This is a genomic window from Alcaligenes endophyticus (assembly GCF_026344035.1).
In the GTDB taxonomy this organism is placed as follows: Bacteria; Pseudomonadota; Gammaproteobacteria; order Burkholderiales; family Burkholderiaceae_B; genus Alcaligenes; species Alcaligenes endophyticus.
The window spans coordinates 82,764-107,165 of sequence record NZ_JAPKND010000004.1; the positions used below are offsets into that span (position 1 = coordinate 82,764).

The following is a 24,402-nucleotide window of genomic DNA, read 5'->3' on the forward strand; positions in this document are numbered from 1 at the left end:
GCTGGCTTTTTTATCCGACCTACTTATTCGCCCTGAAAACTTTCCAAGGCGTGGCGCAAGCTACCTTCCTGTTCAACAGACACATTGGCCACATGGCGCTCTTCCCAAACAATGTGCACTTGTTCAGCATCAGTGACCAAATATTGTGCAAAGTCAGCTCCTTGCAAAGCTTTAATCAGTGCACCTGCCTCTTTAGGGTTATCGAAGCCCACAGACAAAAACAATTCCACGTTATCACCATCGATTAGACGGAAATGAAATTTGCCATCTGATTCACGAAACTGAATAAATTTTGCTTTTTTGGACTTTTGTACAGTTTGCTCTACCACCTTGGTTTGGCGCGCGCCCCGTAAGCCTACTGCGGCCCGTACTTGCTGCATTAACGGTATGGCATGAGCACGTGCCTTGTCCGCTCCTGCTTGCAAAATATCCTCAATTCTTTCAGGACGGGCAAGCAGTTCAAAATAACGCTCGCGCATAGGAGCTAAGAGACTCTCCAGTAGCTCATACAGGCGCTGCTTAGCCTCTCCCCAAGCCAGCCCTTGTTGTAGGTCATCACGTAGCTGAGCGCTTTGCTCTGCGCTAGAAAATGCCTGATACAGCATGAACAGATGCGAACCTTCCGCTTCCTTGGCTTGCCCCGGCGCGCGCGAATCGGTCACAATCCGAGCAATAGCAGCCTTCAATGCAGCGCTACCACCTTCAAATAAAGGGATGGTATTGTCATAACTTTTGGACATCTTACGCCCATCTAAACCAGGCAGTATGGCCACATCGTCATCTAACAAGACTTCCGGTAGCACAAAAATATCTCGCTCTGGCGCATACAGATGATTAAAGCGTTGCGCCATGTCGCGCGTCATCTCTATATGCTGGACTTGATCACGCCCCACTGGTACTTGTTGTGCGTTAAACAGCAAGATATCTGCGGCCATCAGCACTGGATAACAAAATAATCCCATGCTAATGCCGTCATCTGGGTCGGTGCCCTTCAGTTCATTTTGATCCACCGCCGCCTTATAAGCGTGGGCGCGATTCAGCAAGCCTTTACCGCTTACGCAGTTCAGCACCCAATTCAATTCAGGAATTTCCGGAATGTCAGATTGACGATAGAACGTTACACGTTCGGGATCTAAGCCTGCCGCTAACCATGTTGCTGCAATCGCTAACCTAGAATAGGCCACACGCTCAGCATCATCACACTTAATCAGTGCGTGATAGTCAGCCATAAAGAAAAACGCATCAACATCGGCTTGCTGACTAGCACGTATAGCAGGACGCAAGGCACCAGCATAATTACCTAAATGGGGGATGCCTGAAGTAGTGATCCCGGTTAAGACTCTGGTCTTCATAAATTTTCGACTTAAAAAGCAGTGCAAACAACAAAAATAGGCCTATAGCGTAACCGTCATTCTACGCTCGGACTCAAGATATTCACGCGACTGCATTTCCAACAAACGGGATACAGTACGATGAAACTCACTGGACATCACTCCTTCCACATATAAGTCTTCAGGAGGGCACTCAGCTGCCAAAATTAACTTCACCTTATGGTCGTAGAGCACATCCACTAACCACGTAAAGCGACGTGCGGCAGATGCATCTCTGGCGCTCATACGAGGGACATCGGACACAATAATAGTCTTGAAACGCTCTGCTAGGTCTAAATAGTCGTTTTGTGAACGAGCTTCTACACACAAGGTTTTAAAATCAAACCACACCACGCTGCCTGCTAAAGCTAGTGCACGCACTTGACGGTTTTCAATTTTCAGCTCTGGGTTAGGCTCGGGGGTGGCATCCGCCAAGGCATCAAAAGCCGCTTGCAACTGTTCAGTAGTCGCTGCTGACAAGGGGGTTAAATACGTATTCACTTGCTCTAACGCCCTACGTCGATAATCCACACCCGTATCCACATTCAAAATATCCATGCGCGCTTCAATCAAAGCAATGGCGGGTAAAATACGATCTCGGTGCAAACCATCGGGGTACAGTTTATTAGGCTCATAGTTCGAGGTCATCACAAAAGAAGTGCCTCGGTCAAACAAGCCCTGCAATAACTTATGCAAAATCATGGCATCGGCAACGTCTGAGACGTGAAACTCATCAAAGCAAATTAACCGGTAACGTGCTGCAATGCGCTTGGCAACTTCGTCAAGCGGGTCAGGCATACCGCGCACTTCGTCCAACTGTTTATGAACGCCACGCATAAACTCATGAAAATGAAGACGTCCTTTACGCTTTAAAGGAACGGCAAGATAGAAAGCATCCATTAGAAAACTCTTGCCTCGTCCTACCCCTCCCCATAGATAGACACCACGGGGCACTGCCGGTTTTTGTAGCAAACGGCGCAAACGTGAAGAACGCGCTTGCTTATACGCTTCCCAGTCCTCGTAAAACTGCTGTAAGCGCGCTATTGCACGCTCCTGAGCAGCATCTGCATGGTAACCTTTCTGGCTTAGCGCCTGATGATAATACTCAGTAACGTTCATAAAACCTTTTACTCTCCTGATACCGCCACACCATAACCTGCTGGCATCAGAACTTAAATAGACCTGCAAAAAAAAGGGCGAGTATATGCTCGCCCTTTTGCTCCTAAGCCAACACCTAAGCTTAGAAGTTTAACGCACGCGTATCAACTGCCAATGCAGCCTCTTTCATGGCTTCCGACAAGGTCGGATGAGCATGACAAATGCGAGCGATATCTTCTGCTGCGCCACGGAACTCCATAATGGTGACAGCTTCAGCAATCAACTCGGATGCTACGGGCCCCACGATGTGTACGCCCAATACTTCGTCAGTTTTTGCATCCGCTAAAACCTTCACAAAACCAGTCGTATCACCTAAGGCCCGAGCACGGCCATTAGCCAAAAACGGGAAGCTACCAGAGCGATACTGACGACCCGCAGTTTTCAGTTGCTGCTCAGTTTGACCTACCCATGCAATTTCAGGGGAAGTATAGATAACCCAAGGCACGGTATCAAAGTTCACATGAGGATGTTGGCCGGCTAGTCGCTCGGCCACGGCCACGCCTTCCTCTTCAGCTTTGTGGGCCAGCATGGGGCCACGCACCACGTCACCCACTGCCCAAATGCCTGGCAGGCTTGTCGCGCAATCGTCATCCACAACGATAAAGCCACGTTCGTCTAGCTTAAGACCAATCGTTTCTGCACCAAGGCCCTCTGTATTAGGGACGCGGCCAATCGATACAATCAGCTTATCAGCCTCTACTTTATGCTCTGCGCCTGCAGCATCAGTATAAGGAACCGTTACTTTTTTCGCTGTTTTCTTAATCTCACCGACTTTAACCCCTGTGTGAATGGTCAAGCCTTGTTTGGTGAATGCCTTCAGTGCCTCTTTTGCTGCGTCACGGTCCACCGTGGCCAAGAACTCAGGCGCCCCTTCCAAAATAGTGACTTCTGCCCCCAAACGACGCCATACACTACCAAGCTCTAAGCCAATAACACCAGCACCGATGACTGCTAATTTTTTAGGCACCGACGCTAAGCGCAAAGCCCCATCGTTGGAAAGGATTTGTGTTTCGTCAAAATCTAGGCCTGGCAAAGCTCTTGCAGAACTACCCGTAGCGACGATAACGTTTTTAGCCACCAGCTCTTCGGTTTGTTCGCCGCTCACGTTAACTGACCAACCTGCGTCGACTTTGGCACCAAACGACGCCTTGCCATGGAAGAAAGTAACTTTATTCTTTTTGAACAAATATAGAATACCGTCGTTGTTTTGCTTCACAACGGTATCTTTACGCCCTAGAAATTGTTTGATATCCAAGGAAACACCTTCCACTTTCACGCCATGCTCAGCCAAGTGTTTTTGGGCATGCTCATAGTGTTCGGAAGACTGCAGTAAAGCCTTGGAAGGAATACAACCTACGTTGGTACATGTGCCTCCAGGTGCTGGCTTGCCATCGGCCGTAGACCAGTAATCCACACAAGCCACGCTCATGCCCAATTGGGCGGCACGAATAGCCGCAATATAACCACCAGGACCGGCACCGATAACGACAACATCAAACTGTTTTGCCATGATTTTTTCCCATTCTATAACTACTTTCCAACCCGGCTTAATCGGTCTACACACTCGGGTAAAGGTGTAGGAGCAGGGGGACAAAGAAAGTCGGCCAAGGCTTAATAACAAAGCACTTGGCCGCAGCTTACATCAACTATTGCGACAGACGCATGCTTACAGATTCAACAGCAAGCGCTGTGGGTCTTCCAATGCCTCTTTCATGGCGACCAGACCCAATACTGCTTCACGGCCATCAATAATACGGTGGTCATAAGACATGGCGAGGTAGTTCATTGGACGAATCACAATTTGTCCATTTTCTACCACGGGGCGCTCTTTGGTGGCGTGAATACCTAGAATCGCAGACTGAGGAGGATTAATGATAGGCGTAGACAGCATGGAGCCAAATACACCGCCGTTAGAGATAGAGAACGTACCGCCTGTCATCTCTTCCAGTGTCAACTTACCGTCGCGCGCACGAGTACCGAAGTCAGCAATTTGCTGCTCGATTTCTGCAATACTGAGTTGATCAGCATTACGCAAAATAGGTACTACCAAGCCACGTGGGCTGCCTACTGCTACCCCGATGTCAAAATAGCCATGGTAAATAATATCTTTACCGTCTACCGAGGCGTTCAGCACTGGGTACTTTTTGAGTGCTGCCACTGCAGCTTTCACAAAGAAAGCCATGAAACCTAATTTTACACCGTGCTCTTTTTCGAAATGATCACGATATTTTTTACGCAGATCCATGACAGCTTGCATGTTGACTTCGTTAAACGTAGTCAAAATAGCATTTTCTGCTTGCGACTGTAGCAAACGCTCAGCCACACGAGCACGCAAGCGGCTCATAGGAACACGTTGCTCGGGACGACCATCTAGGGAGAAGGCGGGGGCGGGAGCAACTGCTGCCGGTGTGGCGGCAGGCGCTGCTGTGGCATTAGCCGCTAAAGCATCTGCCTTAGTAATACGACCACCACGACCAGTACCCTCTACGTTACCCGCCTCAACGCCTTTTTCCGACAGAATTTTGGCAGCGGCAGGAGACGCAACGGCGCTGGCGCCTTTCGTCGCTGCTGCTGGTGCTGCGGCTGGCGCTTCTGCAACAGCCGCAGCAGGGGCTTCGGCCGCAGGTGCAACGGAAGCGGTAGCAGCTGAGTCAATACGCGCCAAAATTTCACCTGATGTTACGGTGCTGCCATCCGCCTTAACAATCTCGGTTAACACCCCTGATGCAGGGGCAGGCACTTCCAACACCACCTTATCCGTTTCCACTTCAATCAGGATTTCATCGGCCTGCACCGCCTCACCCGGCTTCTTTTTCCACTCAAGCAGTGTTGCTTCGGAGACCGACTCAGAGAGTTGAGGTACTAATACTTCAGTAATTGCCATGATAATAATTTCCGTATTTAAAAAATTGGGATGCGTTTATTTGGTCAGCATGAATTTGGCACGTGGAGCAAAAGCTTGCTCTAGCAAGGCCTTTTGCTGCTCTTGGTGTTTGGCCAAATAACCTACCGCAGGCGATGCAGATGCTGCTCTACCCGCATAACCCAACTTCTGACCTTCGGTCATGTTTTCATAGATGTGATGCTGCACATAGAACCAAGCACCCTGATTCTGTGGTTCATCTTGAACCCAAATGACCTCTTTAGCGTTGCTATACTGTTGTAGCTCGGCTTGGAAAGACTTATGAGCAAATGGATAAAGCTGCTCAACACGGATAATGGCAACATCTTTGCGCTCTTGCTCGGTACGGCTATTGACCAAGTCATAGTAAACCTTACCTGAACACACTAACACACGTTTCACTGCGCCGACATCAATGCTGTCGTCCTGCTCACCAATGACAGGCTGGAAATGACCATCAGCTAAATCACTTAGTGGAGAGGTAGCATCTTTGTTACGCAACAAGGACTTAGGCGTCATAATCACCAAAGGCTTGCGGAACGGGCGTATCATTTGACGACGTAACAGGTGGAAAATCTGTGCCCCTGTAGTAGGCTGCACCACCTGAATATTATTATCAGCACATAACTGCAAGAAACGCTCAATACGTGCCGAGGAGTGCTCTGGGCCCTGCCCCTCGTAACCATGAGGCAACATCAACGTTAAACCACAATGACGTCCCCATTTTGCTTCACCAGAAGTAATGAACTGATCGATAACAACTTGAGCGCCATTCGCGAAGTCACCAAATTGCGCTTCCCAAATGGTTAAAATATTAGGCTCTGCAGAAGCATAACCATATTCAAATGCCAACACAGCTTCTTCGGACAAGACAGAGTCTATAACGGTAAACGTGGCCTGTTCGTCTGAAACATTTTGCAGTGGGATATATGTACCATCATCCCAGCGCTCACGTTTCTGATCATGCAGTACAGCATGACGGTGCGTAAACGTTCCACGACCAGAGTCTTGTCCAGTAATACGAATAGCGTAACCTGAGTTAAGCAAGGTCGCAAAAGCCAAGTGCTCCGCCATACCCCAATCAACACGAGCCTCACCACGAGCCATAGCGCGGCGATCGTTGAGCAAACGGTTGACTAAAGGATGAACAGTGAAGTCTTCTGGTACTGTGGTGATTTTCTCGCCGATTTTGGTCAAGAGACTAATGGGCAAACCTGTGTCTGCTTGATCCGTCCACTTGGCTGTCAAAAACGCCGTCCAGTCAATCGCGTATTTATTTTTATAGTCGGTCAGTACCGGCTCAACGGTGCGCTTCCCATCTTCCATCAATTGACGGTAGGCTTTCACCATTTCATCTGGCTCGTTCTCAGCCAGTACACCTTGAGCGACTAATTTATCGGCGTAAAGCTTACGCGTGCCGGTGTGCGTACCGATTTTTTTGTACATCAAGGGCTGCGTGAGCGACGGAGTATCCTGCTCGTTGTGGCCCAATTTACGGAAACAAACAATGTCAACGACAACATCGTGTTTAAACTCACGACGGTAGTCGAGCGCCAATTGAGTCACAAAAACCACTGCTTCAGGATCGTCACCGTTCACGTGGAACACAGGCGCTTCGATCATTTTGACTACGTCTGTGCAATACAGGGTAGAGCGCGTGTCACGTGGGTCAGAGGTCGTAAAACCAATTTGGTTATTAATGACAACGTGCAACGTGCCGCCAGTGCCATAACCGCGTGTTTGGGCTAAGTTCAAGGTTTCCATCACCACGCCTTGACCCGCAAATGCCGCATCTCCGTGCACCAGCACTGGCAACACTTTAGACCCATCGGCATCGCCACGTCGATCTTGACGGGCTCGAACTGACCCTTCGACCACTGGGTTAACAATTTCTAAGTGTGATGGGTTAAAAGCCAAGGATAAGTGAACAGGACCGCCACGGGTTGATAGATCGCTAGAAAAACCGTTGTGATACTTCACATCGCCATCAGTTAAGCCTTCTGCATGACGCCCCTCAAACTCAGCAAAAAGGTCGCCTGGCATTTTACCCATGATGTTCACGAGCATATTCAGACGACCACGGTGGGCCATTCCAACGATGACTTCTTGAACACCGTTTTCGCCAGCATGGTTGACCACTTCATCCATACATGCGATAAAACTTTCGCCGCCCTCAAGGGAAAAGCGTTTTTGACCGACATACTTAGTATGCAAGAAGCGCTCCAATCCTTCGGCTTCGGTCAGTTGCTGCAAAATATTACGTTTTTGCTCGACATTGTAGCTAGGCTTGCCATGCACAGACTCTAGGCGCTCTTGAATCCAGCGCTTAGCGACAGGATCAGAAATATGCATGAACTCAGCACCTACGGAGCGGCAATATGTGTCACGCAAAGCCTTGAGCATGTCACGCAGGCTCATGGTGTCGGCTTTGGTAAAGTAGGTGTTTGTCGCCGAATAAACTTGGTCGAGATCTGCTTCGGTTAAACCGTAAAAAGCAGGATCAAGCTCTGGAAAACTTGGGCGCTCAGAACGTTTAAGGGGATCCAAATCGGCGATACGTGCGCCTAAAGAGCGATACGCCGCGATCATGGATTGAATGGAGACTTGCTTCATAGCCATCGCCAGATCAGGCGCTTGAGCTCGGCTCAAGAAACTATTGGCTTTAGCACGCTGTGCGAAAGACTCGACGATAGGCGCGTGCGCTTGGTCACGTGTCGAATCGGAGCCGTCTGTGGCGGGCAAGTTCTGAAGTTGATCGAAATAGTCGCGCCAGTTATCGGCGACGGAACCAGGGTTGTCGAGGTAAGACTCATAGAGTTCTTCGACGTATGGAGCATTACTGCCAAACAAATAAGCGTTTGACTGCAGATCTTTTTGTGATGACATTATTACGCTTCACCTATCCGAGTGTTTCACTCGCGTTGAGATGCAGGAGGACCTTCCGCGACACGGCCACGCCGGTTAGCGGATAGCGGAGCAGAAGGCAACGTTGGACGCCTTGTACAAGCCGTATAGCTCTTAGTATACCGCCCCAAACAAGACCTGCAATTGCCCATCACATATATTTATGTTTGAGCGGTCAGGCCGTTGGTCTAAACAAACACAATTGCTGCACTGCACGATAATAAACTCCAGACAAAACTCTCAAAGAGCGCTATAACTAAGGGCTCACGCACATAGTGAAAACTATAACCACTATATGAAAAACAGCAAAGAGACTGAAGAAAAATATTGCAAACGGACTTGCTTAGGCTGACCGCACAGGGCATATTGCTTATTAATATCGCATTAAACGGGATCACAGCACAAACAAATTCGGGCTATAACAAAATAGCTCATCCTGAGTGCCTATTTTTCTTATAAATTACTGCTATATTTCACGCCAAAACATATACAGGAGCTTTACCACGATGGATGCCAATGCCGATCTGGCCAAACTAGCGCTGGACTATCACGCATACCCCACTCCAGGCAAAATCTCGGTTGTCCCTACTAAGACGCTAGCCAACCAAGACGACCTTTCACTTGCTTACTCTCCAGGTGTGGCATCTGCCTGCATGGCCATTTACGAAGAAGGTGAAGAGGCTGCCGCCAAATACACCTCGCGCTCTAACCTTGTTGCTGTGGTAACCAACGGAACTGCAGTACTCGGTCTAGGTAATATTGGCCCCTTGGCGGCTAAGCCTGTCATGGAAGGCAAGGGCTGCCTATTCAAAAAATTCGCTGGCATTGACGTTTTTGACATTGAACTAAACGAAAATGACCCTGACAAACTGGTAGATATCATTGCTGCCATGGAACCCACCTTAGGTGGCGTTAACCTAGAAGATATCAAAGCGCCCGAGTGTTTCTATATAGAAAAGAAACTACGCGAGCGAATGAAAATCCCCGTCTTTCACGATGATCAGCATGGTACGGCTATCATCTCTTCAGCAGCCATTATCAATGGACTGAAAGTCGTCAACAAAAAAATTGACGAAATCAAACTGGTGTGTTCCGGTGCTGGCGCCGCGTCCATAGCATGTTTGGATTTATTGGTAGCGATTGGCGTTAAACCCGAAAATATCTATGTAGCTGATTCTCGCGGCATCATTTGGAAAGGCCGTGACGAAAACATGGAGGCCAACAAGGCCCGCTACGCACAAGATACTGATGCCCGAACACTAGCCGATGGCTGCATTGACGCCGATGTGTTCTTGGGATGTTCTGCTCCTGGTGTACTCACCGCGGATATGGTGAAAACCATGGCACCAAGCCCCTTGATCTTAGCGTTAGCAAATCCCGAGCCTGAGATTCGCCCAGAGTTGGCTAAAGCCGTTCGACCTGACTGCATTATTGCGACTGGCCGCTCCGACTACCCTAATCAAGTTAATAACGTATTGTGTTTCCCCTTCATCTTCCGTGGCGCTCTCGATGTCGGCGCAAGCGTCATTAATGAAGAAATGAAATTGGCTTGCGTACGGGCTATTGCTGAACTGGCTCAAGCCGAACAAAACGACGAAGTGGCTACCGCCTACGCCGATGAGGACCTCAGTTTTGGCCCTGACTACATCATTCCAAAACCCTTTGACTCCCGCCTTATCGTGCAGATCGCTCCAGCAGTGGCACAAGCGGCCATGGACTCCGGGGTAGCGGCTCGTCCTATCGAGGACATGGAAGCCTATCGCCAAAAACTCATCAGCATGATCTACCACTCTGGTCAGTTAATGCGTCCATTGGTCATGCAGGCTAAATCTGATCCTAAACGTATTATTTACGCAGATGGTGAAGACGAGCGTATCTTACGCGCTGCTCAAACCATCGTAGACGAAAAGCTAGCTCAACCTATTTTGGTAGGTCGTCCTAGCGTCATCGAAATGCGTGTAAAAAAAGCTGGCTTACGTCTGGAAATTGGTAAAAACATCGAGGTGGTTGATCCCGAAGATGACGTTCGTTTTAACGAAACCTGGACTGCTTACTATCAAATGAAAGGCCGTGACGGCGTCACTCCCGACATCGCCAAGGCCATGATACGCAAACACAACACCCTGATTGCTGCCATGTTGTTGCAAAGGGGTGATGCGGACGGCATGATTTGCGGCGTTACCAGCAACTACGACAAGCAACTCAACCACGTGCAAGAGGTTATCGGCAAAAAAAGCGACAACCACACATTGGCTGCCATGAATGTCTTGATGCTGCCTTCACAGACACTGTTTGTTTGCGATACGCACGTCAACGAAGATCCTACCGCCGAGCAAGTCGCTGACATGACTATCCAAGCGGCAGAAGAAGTGAAACGCTTTGGTGTAGTACCACGTATTGCCTTACTTTCGCACTCTAACTTTGGTAGCCGTAAAACAGCTTCCTCACGGAAAATGGCTAAAGCACGCGATCTGATCCGTGAACGCGCGCCCGAACTGGAAGTTGATGGTGAGATGCACGCTGACTCAGCCCTATCTGACAGCATACGTTTTAAGGCCTTCCCAGACACTACCCTGCGCGGTGCCGCCAACCTACTCATCACACCTAACTTAGATGCAGGCAATATTACCTACAACATGTTGAAAATGACAGGTAGTAACGGGGTGGCAATGGGGCCAATCTTGTTAGGCGCTGCCCGTCCTGTACACATCTTAACCACCAGCGCTACCGTGCGTCGTATCGTAAACATGACCACCTTGGCCGTAGTCGATGCACAGCAGGAAGCACAAGTTAAAGCCTAACTCTTAAACACTAGGCCATGCAAAAAGCCAAGTTCCCCATCGGAACTTGGCTTTTTTTATGACCACTGGCAAAACCCGGTGGTCATTCACTTATGTTACACAAAACCATACACCTAGCGATAATAGGTTTTAGGGTGCAACTGAGCGTAAGACTGGTGCAGTTCCTTTGAAAAAACTGTTGATACCCAAAAACGCTGCCAGCCAAACAACGGCTGCAATACCCCACAGGATATTGCCAGTAATTAAGGCTTGCCCTAATAAGCCAGCCTGAATGGCATAGTACGACATAGGAATTAGGGTTTTACGTACGATTTCACCTTCACGGTTCATCATGCCTACCACTGCCCCAGCCGCCACAACGTTGTGTACACAAATCATATTCCCGGCAGCTCCGCCCACCGCTTGCAAGGCCACCACTACCGCGGTTTGATCAATATTCAACGCCAAATGCTGAGCGGTAGAGAACTGGAAGTAAGCGAACATCATATTACTCACCGTGTTCGAACCCGCAATAAAAGCACCTAAACTTCCCACCCATGGTGAAAAGTTAGGCCAGGCCTCCCCTGCTATCGCAGCAGCCCCTTGAGCCAACATCAAAGGCATGCTGAGTAAGCTACCATCAGCCGAGGCAGAGTTAATGAATACCTGCACCATAGGGACGGCTAACAATAGCGCGGGTGCGGCATCTAGCATTGTTTTTGCGGAGCGTCGCACACCTGTCATGTACTGACTACCATTCATTCGGAAAATAGCAATACACGCTAAAGACACGAGTATCAACATAAAACCTGGCGAGTAGAGAAACTGCGCAGAACTAGTGATATTTGTACCAAAGAGCTGACTAAATTTAATCGTCGCGATAGGCCCGGTTAGAAAGGCCTTAACTTCCGGAATAATACGGGTCACGATCAACATTAACACCACTAATAAATAGGGTGAAAAAGCACGCAGCACTGAAAAACGCGGTGCGCTAGTATCCTGTTCGTCAGCATCTAAAGACAAGGTTCCTAGCCATTGTGACTCCCATTGACTGCGCGGCGGGAAATCAAATACTTCTTTAGGTTGAAACCACCCTTTACGCGCTCCAGTAATGACGATAGCCAAACCAATCATAGCGCCTAACATAGACGGAAACTCGGGCCCTAAGGTGATCGCTATAAAGTAGTAAGGCACGGTAAAAGCGAGGCCTGCAAACAACGCAAAACGCCAGGCTTTTAGACCTTGAGTAAATGAGCGCTCGGCACCAAAGTAGCGCGTGAGCAAGCCACATAGTATCAAAGGAATAAACAAACCGATTGAGGCGTGCAGCAACGCCACATCGGCCACAATAAGCTGCAAATACTCCACTGGGCTCAGGGGAGCAATGGCCTGGGCTACATCCGTTTTATTATCAATACCCGACATGACCCCCACTATCATGGGCGTGCCCACAGCACCGAAAGATACAGGCGTAGACTGAATCACCAAAACCGCCATCACAGCTGCCATAGCGGGGAAACCCAAGGCTAAAAGCAACGGTGCACCCACAGCTGAAGGGGTGCCAAAACCGGAAGATCCTTCAATCAACGACCCAAACAACCAAGCAACAATAATGACTTGGATTCTGCGGTCTGGCGAAACATCCATGAAGCCTTGGCGAATGGCATGCAAGGCACCACTTTCTTTAAGTGTGTTCAACAACAAAATAGCGCCAAACACAATGAACAATAGGGTCACGGCCGTTACCAGACCATGCACCGTAGCAGCCGCCACGACAGTGGGCTGCGTTCCCCAAACCGCTAATGCCAAGACGGCTGTTACTACATAGGCAACCCCCATAGATGTCTTTGCGGAGCGGCTCAGCACCACCATTAACACAAAGACCACTGCGATAGGCGCAAGCGCCAACAAAGTGTAAACGTTAGTCATAAACTCATCCTTAAGAGATAAATTGCGACTCGCCTAGACCGCCTACACGGCAGCTGGTTTTTTTGGCTTAATAAAACACCCATTAAGCTCGTCGTCTTGTAAGCAGCGTTTATCTTAGTAGTCTAACCATCTGGCGCTTATCCGAGATAACCCTTGAAAAACGCACTAAAAATCAAGAAAAACGCTAAACTGGTAAGACCACTCTAGTAAAACACCCTCTATGTCTATACCTCTTTCTGAAATACTCGCCAAAAAGATAAGAATACTGATTCAAGAACAAGCCTTAGCTGTTGGGGATCGCCTGCCCTCAGAACGTAAACTGTGTGAGCTACTTAATAGCTCCAGAGCCCCCATACGAGAGGCATTACGTATATTAGGCAGCCAGGGTTTGTTACAAACTCGTCATGGCGGTGGCAGCTATATTAAAAAAGACTATGCAGAATGGCGCGCCGAGTTTATGACGCCAGTTAACGCACTCCTGCAAAGCGACGTGTATTATCGTTACGATGTCTTAGAAGCACGACGTGCCCTAGAAAGCAGTTGCGCATGGTTTGCCGCTTTACGCGCCACTCCCAAAGACAAAGACGCCATTGAACGCAGCTTTGATCATTTGATTAAGCTGCAAGAACAAAATCTTGTTTTCGAGGCTGCGAAAGCGGATGCGCAATTTCATTTAGCCATTGCACAGGCCAGCCAAAACGCCGTTATGCTGCAAGTTATGCGTGGTTTAGTAAATTTGCTTTTTTCTACCGTGCATGAAAATAGACGTATTATTTTTCAGTTTCATGATCGTCGTGCGGTAGAAAAGCTGACGCAGCAGCATCATGCACTGATGGAATCGATACTGATGGGTGATGCGAAAAATGCAAAATCACATGCTGAGCGACACCTAGATTATGTACAACACAGCATACGCAAAGTAGAGGAAGATGATGCCCGTCGACAACGCTTAGAGCGTCTAAAAGTACAATTACATAATTAAAAATAAGTATGCTCTACGTTTAAACGGCGGCTTGTTCGCGTCGACAAACTGGGCACTAAACTGCCCTAAGGGACGCTAGCGAACATATTTAGGGTATCAACAATAAAAACACCCCAAAATTTACAGGCATCGCCTATTTTTGGGGTGTTTTTTAATGAAAAGCGCAGCTTTTCATAACACAGCGAGAACGGAATTAACGCTCTAGATTAACATCGCGGCGCTGTGAGCCAACATACAGTTGACGTGGGCGGCCAATTTTGTAATCTGGATCAGATAGCATTTCGTTCCACTGGGCAATCCAGCCTACTGTACGTGCCAACGCAAAAATAGCAGTAAACAAAGAGGTAGGAATACCAATAGCACGCTGCACAATACCTGAGTAGAAGTCTACGTTAGGGTACAGTTTACGCTCTACAAAGTAAGGATCTTCCAGCGCAATGCGCTCAAGTTCCATGGCCAGCTTGAACAATGGGTCGTTTTCTAGGCCTAAGGCACTCAGCACTTCTTTGCAGGTTTCTTGCATAAGTTTTGCACGTGGGTCGTAGTTTTTGTAAACACGATGTCCAAAACCCATTAAGCGCACGCCAGAAGATTTATCTTTAACCTTCTCCATGAACTCGCCCACTTTTGCCACGCCACCATTTGCCTGCAAGTGCTCAAGCATATTCAAGCATGCTTCGTTAGCACCGCCATGAGCTGGGCCCCACAAACACGCTACGCCGGCGGCGATAGCTGCAAATGGATTAGTACCCGATGAACCACACAAACGCACAGTTGAAGTAGATGCATTTTGCTCATGATCTGCATGCAAAATAAAGATGCGATCCAGAGCGCGCTCTACCACTTCATTGACATGGTAGTCTTCACAAGGCGTAGCAAACATCATACGCAAGAAATTACCCGTGTAAGACAGGTCGTTTTTTGGATAGATGAAAGGCTGGCCCAAAGAATACTTATAGGTCATCGCCACCAAAGTTGGCATTTTCGCAATTAAGCGTATTGCCGAGACATGACGGTGATGGGGATTAGTGATGTCTGTGGAGTCATGATAGAACGATGACAACGCACCGACCAGACCCGTCATAATAGCCATTGGATGAGCATCAGGACGGAAGCCACGCATAAAGTGCTGCATTTGCTCTTGAACCATGGTGTGGTTGGTTACCAAGGAGTCAAACTCTTGCTTTTGCTGGCCATTCGGTAAATCGCCATTCAAAATAAGGTAACACACATCCATGAAATCGCATTTCTGCGCCAGCTGATCAATGGGGTACCCACGATACAGCAACTCACCTTTATCACCGTCAATGTAAGTGATAGCCGACTCACATGAAGCGGTAGCCATAAAGCCTGGGTCATAGGTAAACATACCTGTTTGGCCGTACAACTTGCGGATATCAATTACGTCTGGACCTACCGATCCTTTATAAACCGGGAACTCGATAGGAGAAGTGCCATCGGAAAACGATAGCGTAGCCTTTTTATCTGACAATTCCATCACTTACTTCCTCAAAGATTAAAGCTCTCTCATAACTGCAACTAGGCGCCGGATGTCAGGCGTGTCGTAGGGACCCTCTAGCTCTTTACGAGCTAGCAGTACATCTAGTAACTCCGTATCATCCATAACGAATAAACGGGTCAAAGCTGAGACTTCAACTTCCGTCAACTCGGACTCAAAACGATCTAAAAACCGAGTAATGATTAAATCGTTTTCTAATAAGCCCCGACGGGCGCGCCATCTTAAACGTGCGCGCTCTAGCTCTGATAAGGTTCCCATGCCTGACACGCTCCTTAAATACTGCGCCGTACAAGCATTTCCTTAATCTTACCGATGGCAAGTGACGGATTTAATCCTTTAGGACATACATCCGTACAGTTCATGATGGTATGACAGCGGAAAAGACGATATGGATCCTCTAGGTTATCCAAACGCTCACCGGTGGCTTCGTCACGAGAATCGGCGATAAAGCGGTATGCTTGCAATAGACCTGCTGGACCAACAAATTTGTCGGGATTCCACCAAAATGACGGGCACGAAGTGGAGCAACAGGCACACAAAATACATTCGTACAAGCCATCCAGCTCCTCACGCGCTTCGGGCGTTTGTAAACGCTCTTTCTCGGGCGGAGGCGCATCGTTTATCAGGAAAGGCTTGACCGAATGGTATTGATCAAAAAAGTTAGTCATATCCACGATCAGGTCACGTACAACGGGTAAACCTGGTAGCGGACGCAACACGATGGGCTGCTTAAGATCGTTCAAGTTAGTCGTACATGCCAGACCATTCTTACCATTGATATTCATGGCATCTGAACCACACACACCTTCACGGCATGAGCGACGAATGGCCAAGCTATCATCGATATCATTTTTGATGCGCACAATGGCATCCAACAGCATTTTATCTGTTGGCTTCAAAGTGACTTCAAGCTTCTGCATGTAAGGACGATCGTCTTTGTCGGGATCGTAGCGATAGATCTCAAACTTAAGGGTACGGGTTTGACTCATTTCAGTAATCCTGTCTTAGAAAGTCCGTGCTTGGGGAGGAATGCTCTCGGCAGTCAAGGGCTCCATCTGCACAGGCTTGTACTCAAGCTTACTGCCTTCGGAGAACCATAAGGTATGACGCAGCCAGTTATTGTCATCCCGCTCAGGGTAGTCGTTCAAGGCATGTGCGCCACGGCTTTCTGTGCGAGCTGCGGCAGAGCGCGTCGTTGCACGAGCCACTTCAATCATGTTTTCAATTTCCAACGCCTCAATACGTGCCGTATTAAAGACTTTAGATTTATCTTTGAAATACACTTGACCGACTTCTGGCACCAAGCTTTCTATTTTCTCCACGCCTTTTTCTAGCAGATCCATAGTGCGGAATACACCGCAATGAGCCTGCATGGCGTGACGAATTTTCTCACCGACATCCTGTGCTTTTTCGCCTGAGGTGCGGCTTTCCATACGGTTCAGACGATCCATGGAGAATTCGATGGTGGACTCGTTGATTTCTTGGTGAGCATGGTCACGCTCGGGATGCGAATCAACAATGTGATTACCTGCTGCACGACCAAACACGATCAAGTCGAGCAAGGAGTTCGTGCCCAAGCGGTTAGCTCCGTGTACGGAAGTAGCCGCACACTCACCGATGGCGTACAGACCATTCACAACTTTTGCTTCACCACTGGCAGTTTGCGTCACAACCTGGCCGTAATAGTTGGTTGGAATACCACCCATCTGGTAATGAATTGTGGGTACTACAGGGATCGGGTCTTTGATAGGATCAACGTTACCGAACTTGATCGCAATTTCTCGAATAGACGGTAAACGCTTTTTAATGACGTCAGCGCCCAAATGATCCAGCTTCAAGACCACGTAACTACCATCACCACAACCACGACCTTCTTTGATTTCTTGGTCCATTGAGCGCGAAACGAAGTCGCGCGGGGCCAAGTCTTTCAGGTTAGGGGCATAACGCTCCATGAAGCGCTCGCCATCTTTGTTGAGTAGAATACCGCCTTCGCCTCGTACCCCTTCGGTAATCAAGACTCCTGCACCAGCCACCCCTGTAGGGTGGAATTGCCAGAACTCCATATCTTGCAACGGAAGCCCTGCACGTGCGGCCATACCTAGGCCATCACCGGTGTTAATAAAGGCGTTAGTAGACGCGGCCCAAATACGACCGGCACCACCTGTGGCCAACACTACGCGCTTACCCTCAAGAATATAGATATCGCCCGTTTCCATTTCCAGGGCAGTCACACCCAGCACATCACCTGCTTCGTTACGCAGCAAGTCTAGGGCCATCCACTCTACAAAAAACTGCGTGCGAGCGGCCACGTTGCGCTGATACAAGGTGTGCAGCATGGCATGCCCAGTACGGTCAGCTGCAGCACAGGCGCGTTGTACAGGTTTTTCACCGAAGTTGGCAGTATGACCACCAAATGGACGCTGATAGATAGTGCCATCGGCGTTACGGTCAAAGGGCATACCGAAGTGCTCAAGCTCATACACAGCGTGCGGTGCTTCACGACACATAAATTCAATGGCGTCTTGGTCGCCTAACCAGTCGGACCCTTTCACCGTGTCGTACATGTGCCAATACCAATGGTCTTCGCTCATGTTGCCCAAAGAGGCACTCACACCGCCCTGTGCAGCGACAGTGTGCGAACGCGTTGGGAACACTTTGGAAAGAACGGCAACAGACAGCCCTGCCTGAGCAAGTTGTAGGGAGCAACGCATGCCGGCACCACCGGCACCAACTACCACCACATCAAACTGGCGGCGAGGCAAAGAAGATTTGACAGCAGCCACGGTTACAGACTCCAAAGAATTTTTGCGAAATAGACGATGGAAGCAATCAGCCAGAGCAAGGTGAGCGTCTGCAATAACAGACGCAAGCCGGCAGGCTTAACGTAATCCATCCAGATGTCACGCACGCCAATCCAGGCGTGCCAAGACAAAGCGAAGAAAAACAGCGTGGCCAACAACTGCCCTAGCGGCAAAGCGCCCACGTGAAAAGTAAACAGATGGCGCCAAGACTCATAATTAAGTTCGCTGGTAAACAAAATACCGAACACAATGACTAAGGTATAAATAGCCATAATGACAGCTGTTACGCGCTGAGCAATAAAGTCAAGCGTACCGTAATGCGCACCCACTACCAGGCGATGAGCTCCTATGCGTTCACGATTAGCCATTACCAGACTCCAAATAGTTTCAGGCCAAAGATAGCAGTCAGCACTAGGCTCACCGCGAAGACGGCAGTAGCCGATTTTTTCGCACTATGTTTATCATTACCCATTTGCAGATCTAAGCACAGGTAACGAATCCCAGCACAGAAGTGGTGCATATAGCCCCAGATCAAGGCCAGCACGATCAACTTACAGAAGGGATTATCAACATAACTACGTAAGCTGGCGAACGACTCAGGTGAGCTAACACTCAGCGCAAATAGTGGCAATATCACTAGCGGTAAACACAGAAATAGTAGAGCACCACTGACTCGATGCAAAATCGATGCTTTTGCAGCCAAGGGCAAGCGGTAGCTTAATATCTGCGGCACGCTGATATTGCGATACTGCGGACGCTGCTTAGGTGCGGTATCAGACATGATGGCCTCGAATAAAAGTAAAAAAATAAAATAAACCTAGGTATTTTCGCTGATTTAACGATGCCGTGCAGCATCAATTACGTATATTGAACGCTTAGTTGAGATGGTTTCGGTAATGGAACCTGTCTGTGAGGTACCAACCACGACGAACCTCTACAGGTCGATCGCCATAGGTAAATGATACTCGCTCAACGTGCAGCAAAGGACTTCCGGGTGTCACCTGCAAAAGCGTTGCCGCCTCATCATTAGCTGAAACCGCCTCGATTTTCTCATCAGCACGAACCATACTTACACCAAACTCACTTTCAAACCAAGCGTACATAGGCCCTTTGTTTTTCTCAGCCAATTCCAGAGTGAGTTTTTTAAAAACCGTGCCAGGTAACCAAATATCATCAAAAATAGTTGGCTTATCATCAAATGATAAGACGCGCCGCAAATTAACGACCATATCTGCCGTGCGTAAATCGAGTAACAAAGCGATGTCAGCCGGCGCTTTAAGACGAGTGCAATCGAGAATTTGGCTGGTAGAAAGGCCCACTCTGCCACTATCAGGAGTGAGACGTAAGAAACGAAAACGAACATTGGCTTCGTGATGCGTGGCCACGAACGTACCTTTGCCTTGTCGACGTATTAGCAGGTTATCCGCTGCTAACTCGTCGATAGCTTTGCGCACCGTACCCTGGCTGACCTGATAACGCGCAGCCAGTTCAAACTCACTAGGGATAGACTCGCCCGGCTTCCACTCACCACGATCCAAACTTTGCAGCAGCAAAGCCTTAATCTGTTGGTATAACGGACTGTATGCCGCACTAATCGCTGTTTTAGTCATTGTTGATTCGATTTTCAGTCAAAAAATGATTCACCTTATTACACCCAAGCGTACCACTCTCTTGACAGGACACGACTTACTTTACAAATAACACCGCTCAATTTTCGCATGCATTAGGCTGAATGTCTAACACTCTTCTGTCTTATATAAGATATAAGATGATTTGACGCGCAGTAAGTTTTACACTAGGCTGCGCAAATCAGTCTAGCTCTTTAGCAGACCCTTTGTATCATTTTTATATCATCCATCAGCCTAGATAAGGCTCGAAGGATTACACTCTATTTTTACGACCGACTTTCAACACCTACGGAGTCATACTCTCATGTCCAAACCAGCCAAGCGCGTTGCCGTCACCGGCGCAGCCGGACAAATCGGCTATGCCCTGCTATTTCGTATCGCATCCGGAGAAATGCTAGGCAAAGACCAGCCAGTTATTTTGCAATTGCTGGAGCTACCCGATGAAAAAGCCCAGAAGGCGCTAGAAGGCGTCATGATGGAGCTGGACGATTGTGCATTCCCCCTCCTACAAGGAATGTCCGCACACAGCGATCCAGAAAGTGCTTTTAAAGATGCTGATATCGCTCTACTTGTCGGCGCGCGTCCTCGCGGGCCAGGTATGGAACGCAAAGACCTACTGAATTTCAATGCTCAGATCTTCACCGCTCAAGGTCGCGCACTGAACAAGGTCGCTAGTCGTGATGTGAAAGTTTTGGTTGTCGGCAATCCGGCCAACACAAATGCCTACATTGCAATGAAATCGGCTCCCGATCTGCCAGCGAAAAATTTCACCGCCATGCTGCGCCTAGATCACAACCGTGCACTATCCCAATTAGCCGCTAAATCCGGGCAAGCGGTTGCCGACATCGAAAATCTGATTGTTTGGGGCAATCACTCCCCAACCATGTACCCTGATTCACGCTTTGCCACCGTTAATGGCGAGAAAATCGACGCTCTGATTAACGATCAAGCTTGGAACCGCGATACCTTTATTCCTAAAGTTGGTAAGCGTGGCGCCGCCATCATCGAAGCGCGCGGCCTCTCTTCCGCAGCCTCCGCTGCCAATGCAGCCATTGACCACATTCGTGACTGGGTTCTAGGCTCTAACGGTAAGTGGGTAACCATGGGCGTACCTTCAGATGGCTCCTACGGTATCCCTGAAGGTATTATTTACGGCGTACCTGTTATTACCGAAAACGGTGAATACACACGCGTTGAAGGCTTAGAGATCGACGCTTTCTCACGCGAACGCATGGATCACACGCTTAACGAACTCTTGGAAGAGCGTGACGGGGTAAAAGACTTGCTGGCATAAGCCAAGCCTGTTTTATGCTCAAACGGCACCTTACATAAGGTGCCGTTTTTGTCTTTCGCGACTCAAGTAGAACGATTTAAACGCCGCCACAAGGTACTACGACTAATCCCTAATTTTTTTGCCGCCTGCTCTCGATTGCCACCACACTCTGCCAACACAGCCTCTAGTAAACGTTGCTCATCCTGATGCTGGCGCACTTGCCATTCCCCCCCACCCTCTGCCTGCCTGTCATACAACTCAGGTACGATTTGGCTCAATTGCTGCTCTTTTGTTAGTAAACCCGCCATACCCAAAACGAGCACCCGTTCGACAATGTTTTCCAGCTCGCGAATATTACCTGGCCATGCATACCCTACGCCCAAGCGTAACAGCGCATGAAACAAGCTGGCTTGACTCGTCGCATCCAGTCCTAGGTCATGCGCCAACTTTTGCTGTAAATGCTGCATCAGCGCTGGCAAGTCTTCGAGTCGCTGCCGTAAAGGTGGAAGCTTTAGCACCAGAATATTGAGGCGGTAGTACAAATCCTGCCTAAAGCGACCTTGCTCAACTAACAACTCTAAGTTTTGGTGCGTGGCGGCAATTACCCGCACATCAAGCGGTGTAGGTTCGATAGCTCCAATACGCAATACTTCCTTTTCTTGCAGCACTCGTAACAATCTAGTTTGCAAGGCAAGCGGGAGTTCGCCAATCTCGTCCAAAAACAAAGTACCGGTATGAGCCGCCTCAAATAAGCCTATTTTCCCCCCCCGGCTTGAGCCAGTGAAAGCGCCCTCTACATAGCCAAACAGCTCACTTTCCAGCAAAGACTCGGGAAAAGCTCCACAATTAACCGCTATAAAAGGTTGGGCGTGACGCGCACTGGCATTATGTACCCCTTGCGCCAAAAGCTCTTTACCGGTTCCGCTCTCACCCACAATTAGCGCCGTGGCACTACTACGTGCGTAAGCATGTGCGACGGCGCGTAAAGATTGCATGACATCGCTGTGTCCAATCAGATCATCAAGGGTATATCTTGTCGCCTTGCCTGTACGTGAACGACGGCTACGCAAGCTACGATCCACTCGCTGAATAGCAGCCGGATCCTGACACACCAAAACCGCACCGTTTAATTGCCCCTGCTCAATAATGGGAAGACGAGTCACAACCAAAGTACGCCCCATTATCTGCTGAACTTTCTCCAACTCGGGCTTACCGCTACGCAAAATGGCTTGCAAGCTCAGCTCGGGCTGCACCTCATGCAGAACCTGCCCAAGCAGATCAGCCTCCTGAAGATTCACTACATTCAACATAGAGGGATTTAATGCATACACACGATCATGCACATCCACCGCCAACACCCCGTCGCGTAAATGGCCTAGCATGGCTCGTAATCTATCATGGCGCGCGGCCTCAGCACGCGCAGCGCGGGCCATTTCGATGCCATCCTCCATGGCTGCCCTAACGGCTGCAGGCGAATACAACAACACCGCCTGCAGCCCCACCGCTCGTGCTAAATCCACCACCAAGCCTGGAGCAAGCACCACCTCCACCCCTAGATCCTGTAGACGTTGCACGCACGTTTTTGCCTGATCCTCGTCCTGATAGCTCAGCAAATGCACAGGGAGGGAAAATTCACTGACCAACGCCCGCAAGCCCTCAGGGATTTGCCCGTGCACGACCATCGCAAGGCTGCGGGTTTGCCTTGCTGCGTGGGCTAGCAACTCCATCAGGTCAAACCCTCCTGCACGCACGGTTGCAACTGGCACGGGCAAATGAGCCCGCAAGTAACTCCCATTAGAACCAGCAGAGACAACTGCATCCACGCCATCTTGACGCAAAAGTGCTTGCACACTTTGCACGGCCTGCTCATACCCCTTGTCAATGATAAGAATATCAGCCCGATGCGCATACTCAGGCGCCAATTGCTCCAGCATGTCACGCAACCCATGCATGCCTACTGCAGCAATTCTTAGCCTAGTGTCAGACCTATTCTTTAGACCAGCGGCAGTATCGACCATGAAACACCTGAAACGAAAACGATTCAAAAATGAAACATCTTAACAGCATCCTGCAGCCCATCATTTTTTTTCTCTGATTATCGATAGCGCCGCGCCTGATACACTCGGCCTTAGGAAAACAACCGCATCCATTTAAAAACTGGCATGATTTTTGCTTAATGCACTTATCAATCTACTATTCTTTTCTAGACCAAAAGGACGATCATGAGCCAAGCCAATACCTCTCTACACTCTGCCGGTGCCGCATTTCGCCAAGCCTTGCGTGAAGAACAACCGTTACAAGTCATCGGTGCTATCAATGCTAATCATGCCCTGCTGGCAAAGCGCGCCGGTTATCGCGCCATTTATCTGTCCGGGGGTGGCGTCGCAGCAGGCTCGCTAGGTTTACCAGACTTAGGCATCAACACTCTTGATGATGTGCTGACCGATGTACGTCGTATCACCGATGTATGCGATGTACCACTAATGGTAGATATCGACACCGGCTTTGGCGCTTCAGCGTTCAACATCGCTCGCACTATTAAAAGCTTGATCAAATTTGGCGCTGCGGCGTGTCATATCGAAGACCAAGTCGGCGCCAAACGCTGCGGCCATCGCCCAGGCAAGGAAATCGTCAGTGCAGGTGAAATGGTTGACCGCATCAAAGCCGCTACTGACGCTCGCACTGATCCCGACTTTTTCATTATGGCGCGCACCGATGCCATTGCCGTAGAGGGCATAGATGCGGCACTGGAACGTGCTATTGCTTGCGTAGAAGCGGGTGCTGATGGTATTTTTGCAGAGGCTTGCTACGACTTGGAAAGCTACAAACGCTTTACCGATGCCTTAGACGTTCCCGTACTGGCAAACATTACTGAGTTTGGACAAACTCCTTTATTTACTCGCGACGAACTGGCATCTGTAGGTGTACAAATCATTTTGTATCCTTTATCTGCATTCCGAGCAATGAATAAAGCAGCCGAACAGGTATACCAATCCATCCGCCAAGAGGGCCATCAAAAAGAAGTTATTAGCTTGATGCAAAGTCGCGAGGAACTCTACGACCGCATTGGCTATCACGAGTTTGAGCGCAGCCTAGACGCTTTATTTCAGAAAAACAAAAATTCTTGATCAAAGTGCCACGGCACATCACGACGAT

18 protein-coding genes are annotated in these 24,402 nt (G+C 49.0%); 4 read left to right on the top strand and 14 right to left on the bottom strand.

Features of this window, described 5'->3' with window-relative positions; all coding sequences use genetic code 11:
• Positions 1–23: 23 nt before the first annotated feature.
• The 5 genes from OSH01_RS08790 to OSH01_RS08810 form a co-directional block, all read right to left on the bottom strand.
• On the bottom strand, positions 24–1,352 hold the full coding sequence (locus tag OSH01_RS08790) for a tryptophan--tRNA ligase (protein ID WP_266123722.1): 1,329 nt from the start codon (positions 1,350–1,352) through the stop codon (positions 24–26).
• 42 nt (positions 1,353–1,394) lie between these two features.
• On the bottom strand, positions 1,395–2,489 hold the full coding sequence (gene zapE / locus OSH01_RS08795) for a cell division protein ZapE (RefSeq protein ID WP_266123723.1): 1,095 nt from the start codon (positions 2,487–2,489) through the stop codon (positions 1,395–1,397).
• A 121-nt stretch (positions 2,490–2,610) separates the two neighbouring features.
• Positions 2,611–4,038 carry a dihydrolipoyl dehydrogenase gene (lpdA, locus tag OSH01_RS08800; RefSeq protein ID WP_266123724.1) on the bottom strand — a complete coding sequence of 476 codons (1,428 nt, stop codon included), beginning with the start codon at positions 4,036–4,038 and terminating at the stop codon, positions 2,611–2,613.
• Between the two features lie 156 nt (positions 4,039–4,194).
• A complete protein-coding gene (gene odhB, locus OSH01_RS08805; RefSeq protein ID WP_266123725.1) occupies positions 4,195–5,412 on the bottom strand; it encodes a 2-oxoglutarate dehydrogenase complex dihydrolipoyllysine-residue succinyltransferase in 1,218 nt (405 codons plus the stop codon).
• Between the two features lie 36 nt (positions 5,413–5,448).
• On the bottom strand, positions 5,449–8,316 hold the full coding sequence (locus OSH01_RS08810) for a 2-oxoglutarate dehydrogenase E1 component (RefSeq protein WP_266123726.1): 2,868 nt from the start codon (positions 8,314–8,316) through the stop codon (positions 5,449–5,451).
• A 524-nt stretch (positions 8,317–8,840) separates the two neighbouring features.
• On the opposite strand from OSH01_RS08810, the gene OSH01_RS08815 reads away from it, so the two are divergent.
• Positions 8,841–11,135, top strand: a complete 2,295-nt coding sequence (locus OSH01_RS08815) for an NADP-dependent malic enzyme (protein ID WP_266123727.1) — start codon at positions 8,841–8,843, stop codon at positions 11,133–11,135.
• A gap of 129 nt (positions 11,136–11,264) precedes the next feature.
• Here OSH01_RS08815 and OSH01_RS08820 read toward each other — a convergent pair whose 3' ends face one another.
• Positions 11,265–13,043 (bottom strand): L-lactate permease, encoded by a 1,779-nt coding sequence (locus OSH01_RS08820; protein ID WP_266123728.1) that lies wholly within the window; start codon positions 13,041–13,043, stop codon positions 11,265–11,267.
• Between the two features lie 220 nt (positions 13,044–13,263).
• On the opposite strand from OSH01_RS08820, the gene OSH01_RS08825 reads away from it, so the two are divergent.
• Positions 13,264–14,025, top strand: a complete 762-nt coding sequence (locus OSH01_RS08825; RefSeq protein WP_266123729.1) for an FCD domain-containing protein — start codon at positions 13,264–13,266, stop codon at positions 14,023–14,025.
• Between the two features lie 193 nt (positions 14,026–14,218).
• Here OSH01_RS08825 and gltA read toward each other — a convergent pair whose 3' ends face one another.
• The 7 genes from gltA to OSH01_RS08860 all read right to left on the bottom strand — a co-directional run bounded on the left by gltA (position 14,219) and on the right by OSH01_RS08860 (position 19,955).
• A complete protein-coding gene (gene gltA / locus OSH01_RS08830; protein WP_266123730.1) occupies positions 14,219–15,523 on the bottom strand; it encodes a citrate synthase in 1,305 nt (434 codons plus the stop codon).
• Positions 15,524–15,541: 18 nt separating this feature from the next.
• Positions 15,542–15,802: an FAD assembly factor SdhE gene (locus OSH01_RS08835; RefSeq protein ID WP_266123731.1), complete on the bottom strand. Its 261-nt coding sequence runs from the start codon at positions 15,800–15,802 to the stop codon at positions 15,542–15,544.
• 14 nt (positions 15,803–15,816) lie between these two features.
• Positions 15,817–16,533 carry a succinate dehydrogenase iron-sulfur subunit gene (locus tag OSH01_RS08840; RefSeq protein WP_266123732.1) on the bottom strand — a complete coding sequence of 239 codons (717 nt, stop codon included), beginning with the start codon at positions 16,531–16,533 and terminating at the stop codon, positions 15,817–15,819.
• Between the two features lie 15 nt (positions 16,534–16,548).
• Positions 16,549–18,327 carry a succinate dehydrogenase flavoprotein subunit gene (gene sdhA, locus OSH01_RS08845; protein WP_266123733.1) on the bottom strand — a complete coding sequence of 593 codons (1,779 nt, stop codon included), beginning with the start codon at positions 18,325–18,327 and terminating at the stop codon, positions 16,549–16,551.
• A gap of 2 nt (positions 18,328–18,329) precedes the next feature.
• On the bottom strand, positions 18,330–18,713 hold the full coding sequence (sdhD, locus tag OSH01_RS08850; RefSeq protein ID WP_266123734.1) for a succinate dehydrogenase, hydrophobic membrane anchor protein: 384 nt from the start codon (positions 18,711–18,713) through the stop codon (positions 18,330–18,332).
• Positions 18,713–19,126, bottom strand: a complete 414-nt coding sequence (sdhC, locus tag OSH01_RS08855) for a succinate dehydrogenase, cytochrome b556 subunit (protein ID WP_266123735.1) — start codon at positions 19,124–19,126, stop codon at positions 18,713–18,715. Before sdhC ends, sdhD begins: the two co-directional genes overlap by 1 nt.
• A gap of 94 nt (positions 19,127–19,220) precedes the next feature.
• Positions 19,221–19,955, bottom strand: coding sequence for a GntR family transcriptional regulator (locus OSH01_RS08860; protein ID WP_266123736.1), 735 nt, complete (start codon positions 19,953–19,955; stop codon positions 19,221–19,223).
• A gap of 322 nt (positions 19,956–20,277) precedes the next feature.
• On the opposite strand from OSH01_RS08860, the gene OSH01_RS08865 reads away from it, so the two are divergent.
• Positions 20,278–21,267 carry a malate dehydrogenase gene (locus OSH01_RS08865; protein WP_266123737.1) on the top strand — a complete coding sequence of 330 codons (990 nt, stop codon included), beginning with the start codon at positions 20,278–20,280 and terminating at the stop codon, positions 21,265–21,267.
• Between the two features lie 62 nt (positions 21,268–21,329).
• Here OSH01_RS08865 and prpR read toward each other — a convergent pair whose 3' ends face one another.
• Positions 21,330–23,264 carry a propionate catabolism operon regulatory protein PrpR gene (prpR, locus tag OSH01_RS08870; RefSeq protein ID WP_266123738.1) on the bottom strand — a complete coding sequence of 645 codons (1,935 nt, stop codon included), beginning with the start codon at positions 23,262–23,264 and terminating at the stop codon, positions 21,330–21,332.
• 204 nt (positions 23,265–23,468) lie between these two features.
• Between prpR and prpB the strand changes: the two genes are divergently transcribed.
• Complete coding sequence (gene prpB / locus OSH01_RS08875) at positions 23,469–24,374, top strand: methylisocitrate lyase (protein WP_266123739.1); 906 nt, start codon at positions 23,469–23,471, stop codon at positions 24,372–24,374.
• The last annotated feature ends 28 nt before the right edge of the window (positions 24,375–24,402 follow it).

What these genes read in the sequence shown, in the direction of transcription:
- gltA (WP_266123730.1), bottom strand. Translation starts at nt 15,523, where the DNA reads ATGGAATTGTCAGATAAAAAGGCTACGCTATCGTTTTCCGATGGCACT.
- prpB (WP_266123739.1), top strand. Translation starts at nt 23,469, where the DNA reads ATGAGCCAAGCCAATACCTCTCTACACTCTGCCGGTGCCGCATTTCGC.
- prpR (WP_266123738.1), bottom strand. Translation starts at nt 23,264, where the DNA reads ATGGTCGATACTGCCGCTGGTCTAAAGAATAGGTCTGACACTAGGCTA.
- OSH01_RS08810 (WP_266123726.1), bottom strand. Translation starts at nt 8,316, where the DNA reads ATGTCATCACAAAAAGATCTGCAGTCAAACGCTTATTTGTTTGGCAGT.
- zapE (WP_266123723.1), bottom strand. Translation starts at nt 2,489, where the DNA reads ATGAACGTTACTGAGTATTATCATCAGGCGCTAAGCCAGAAAGGTTAC.
- OSH01_RS08815 (WP_266123727.1), top strand. Translation starts at nt 8,841, where the DNA reads ATGGATGCCAATGCCGATCTGGCCAAACTAGCGCTGGACTATCACGCA.
- OSH01_RS08860 (WP_266123736.1), bottom strand. Translation starts at nt 19,955, where the DNA reads ATGACTAAAACAGCGATTAGTGCGGCATACAGTCCGTTATACCAACAG.
- OSH01_RS08790 (WP_266123722.1), bottom strand. Translation starts at nt 1,352, where the DNA reads ATGAAGACCAGAGTCTTAACCGGGATCACTACTTCAGGCATCCCCCAT.
- OSH01_RS08820 (WP_266123728.1), bottom strand. Translation starts at nt 13,043, where the DNA reads ATGACTAACGTTTACACTTTGTTGGCGCTTGCGCCTATCGCAGTGGTC.
- OSH01_RS08825 (WP_266123729.1), top strand. Translation starts at nt 13,264, where the DNA reads ATGTCTATACCTCTTTCTGAAATACTCGCCAAAAAGATAAGAATACTG.
- OSH01_RS08835 (WP_266123731.1), bottom strand. Translation starts at nt 15,802, where the DNA reads ATGGGAACCTTATCAGAGCTAGAGCGCGCACGTTTAAGATGGCGCGCC.
- sdhD (WP_266123734.1), bottom strand. Translation starts at nt 18,713, where the DNA reads ATGGCTAATCGTGAACGCATAGGAGCTCATCGCCTGGTAGTGGGTGCG.
- lpdA (WP_266123724.1), bottom strand. Translation starts at nt 4,038, where the DNA reads ATGGCAAAACAGTTTGATGTTGTCGTTATCGGTGCCGGTCCTGGTGGT.
- OSH01_RS08865 (WP_266123737.1), top strand. Translation starts at nt 20,278, where the DNA reads ATGTCCAAACCAGCCAAGCGCGTTGCCGTCACCGGCGCAGCCGGACAA.
- sdhC (WP_266123735.1), bottom strand. Translation starts at nt 19,126, where the DNA reads ATGTCTGATACCGCACCTAAGCAGCGTCCGCAGTATCGCAATATCAGC.
- OSH01_RS08840 (WP_266123732.1), bottom strand. Translation starts at nt 16,533, where the DNA reads ATGAGTCAAACCCGTACCCTTAAGTTTGAGATCTATCGCTACGATCCC.
- odhB (WP_266123725.1), bottom strand. Translation starts at nt 5,412, where the DNA reads ATGGCAATTACTGAAGTATTAGTACCTCAACTCTCTGAGTCGGTCTCC.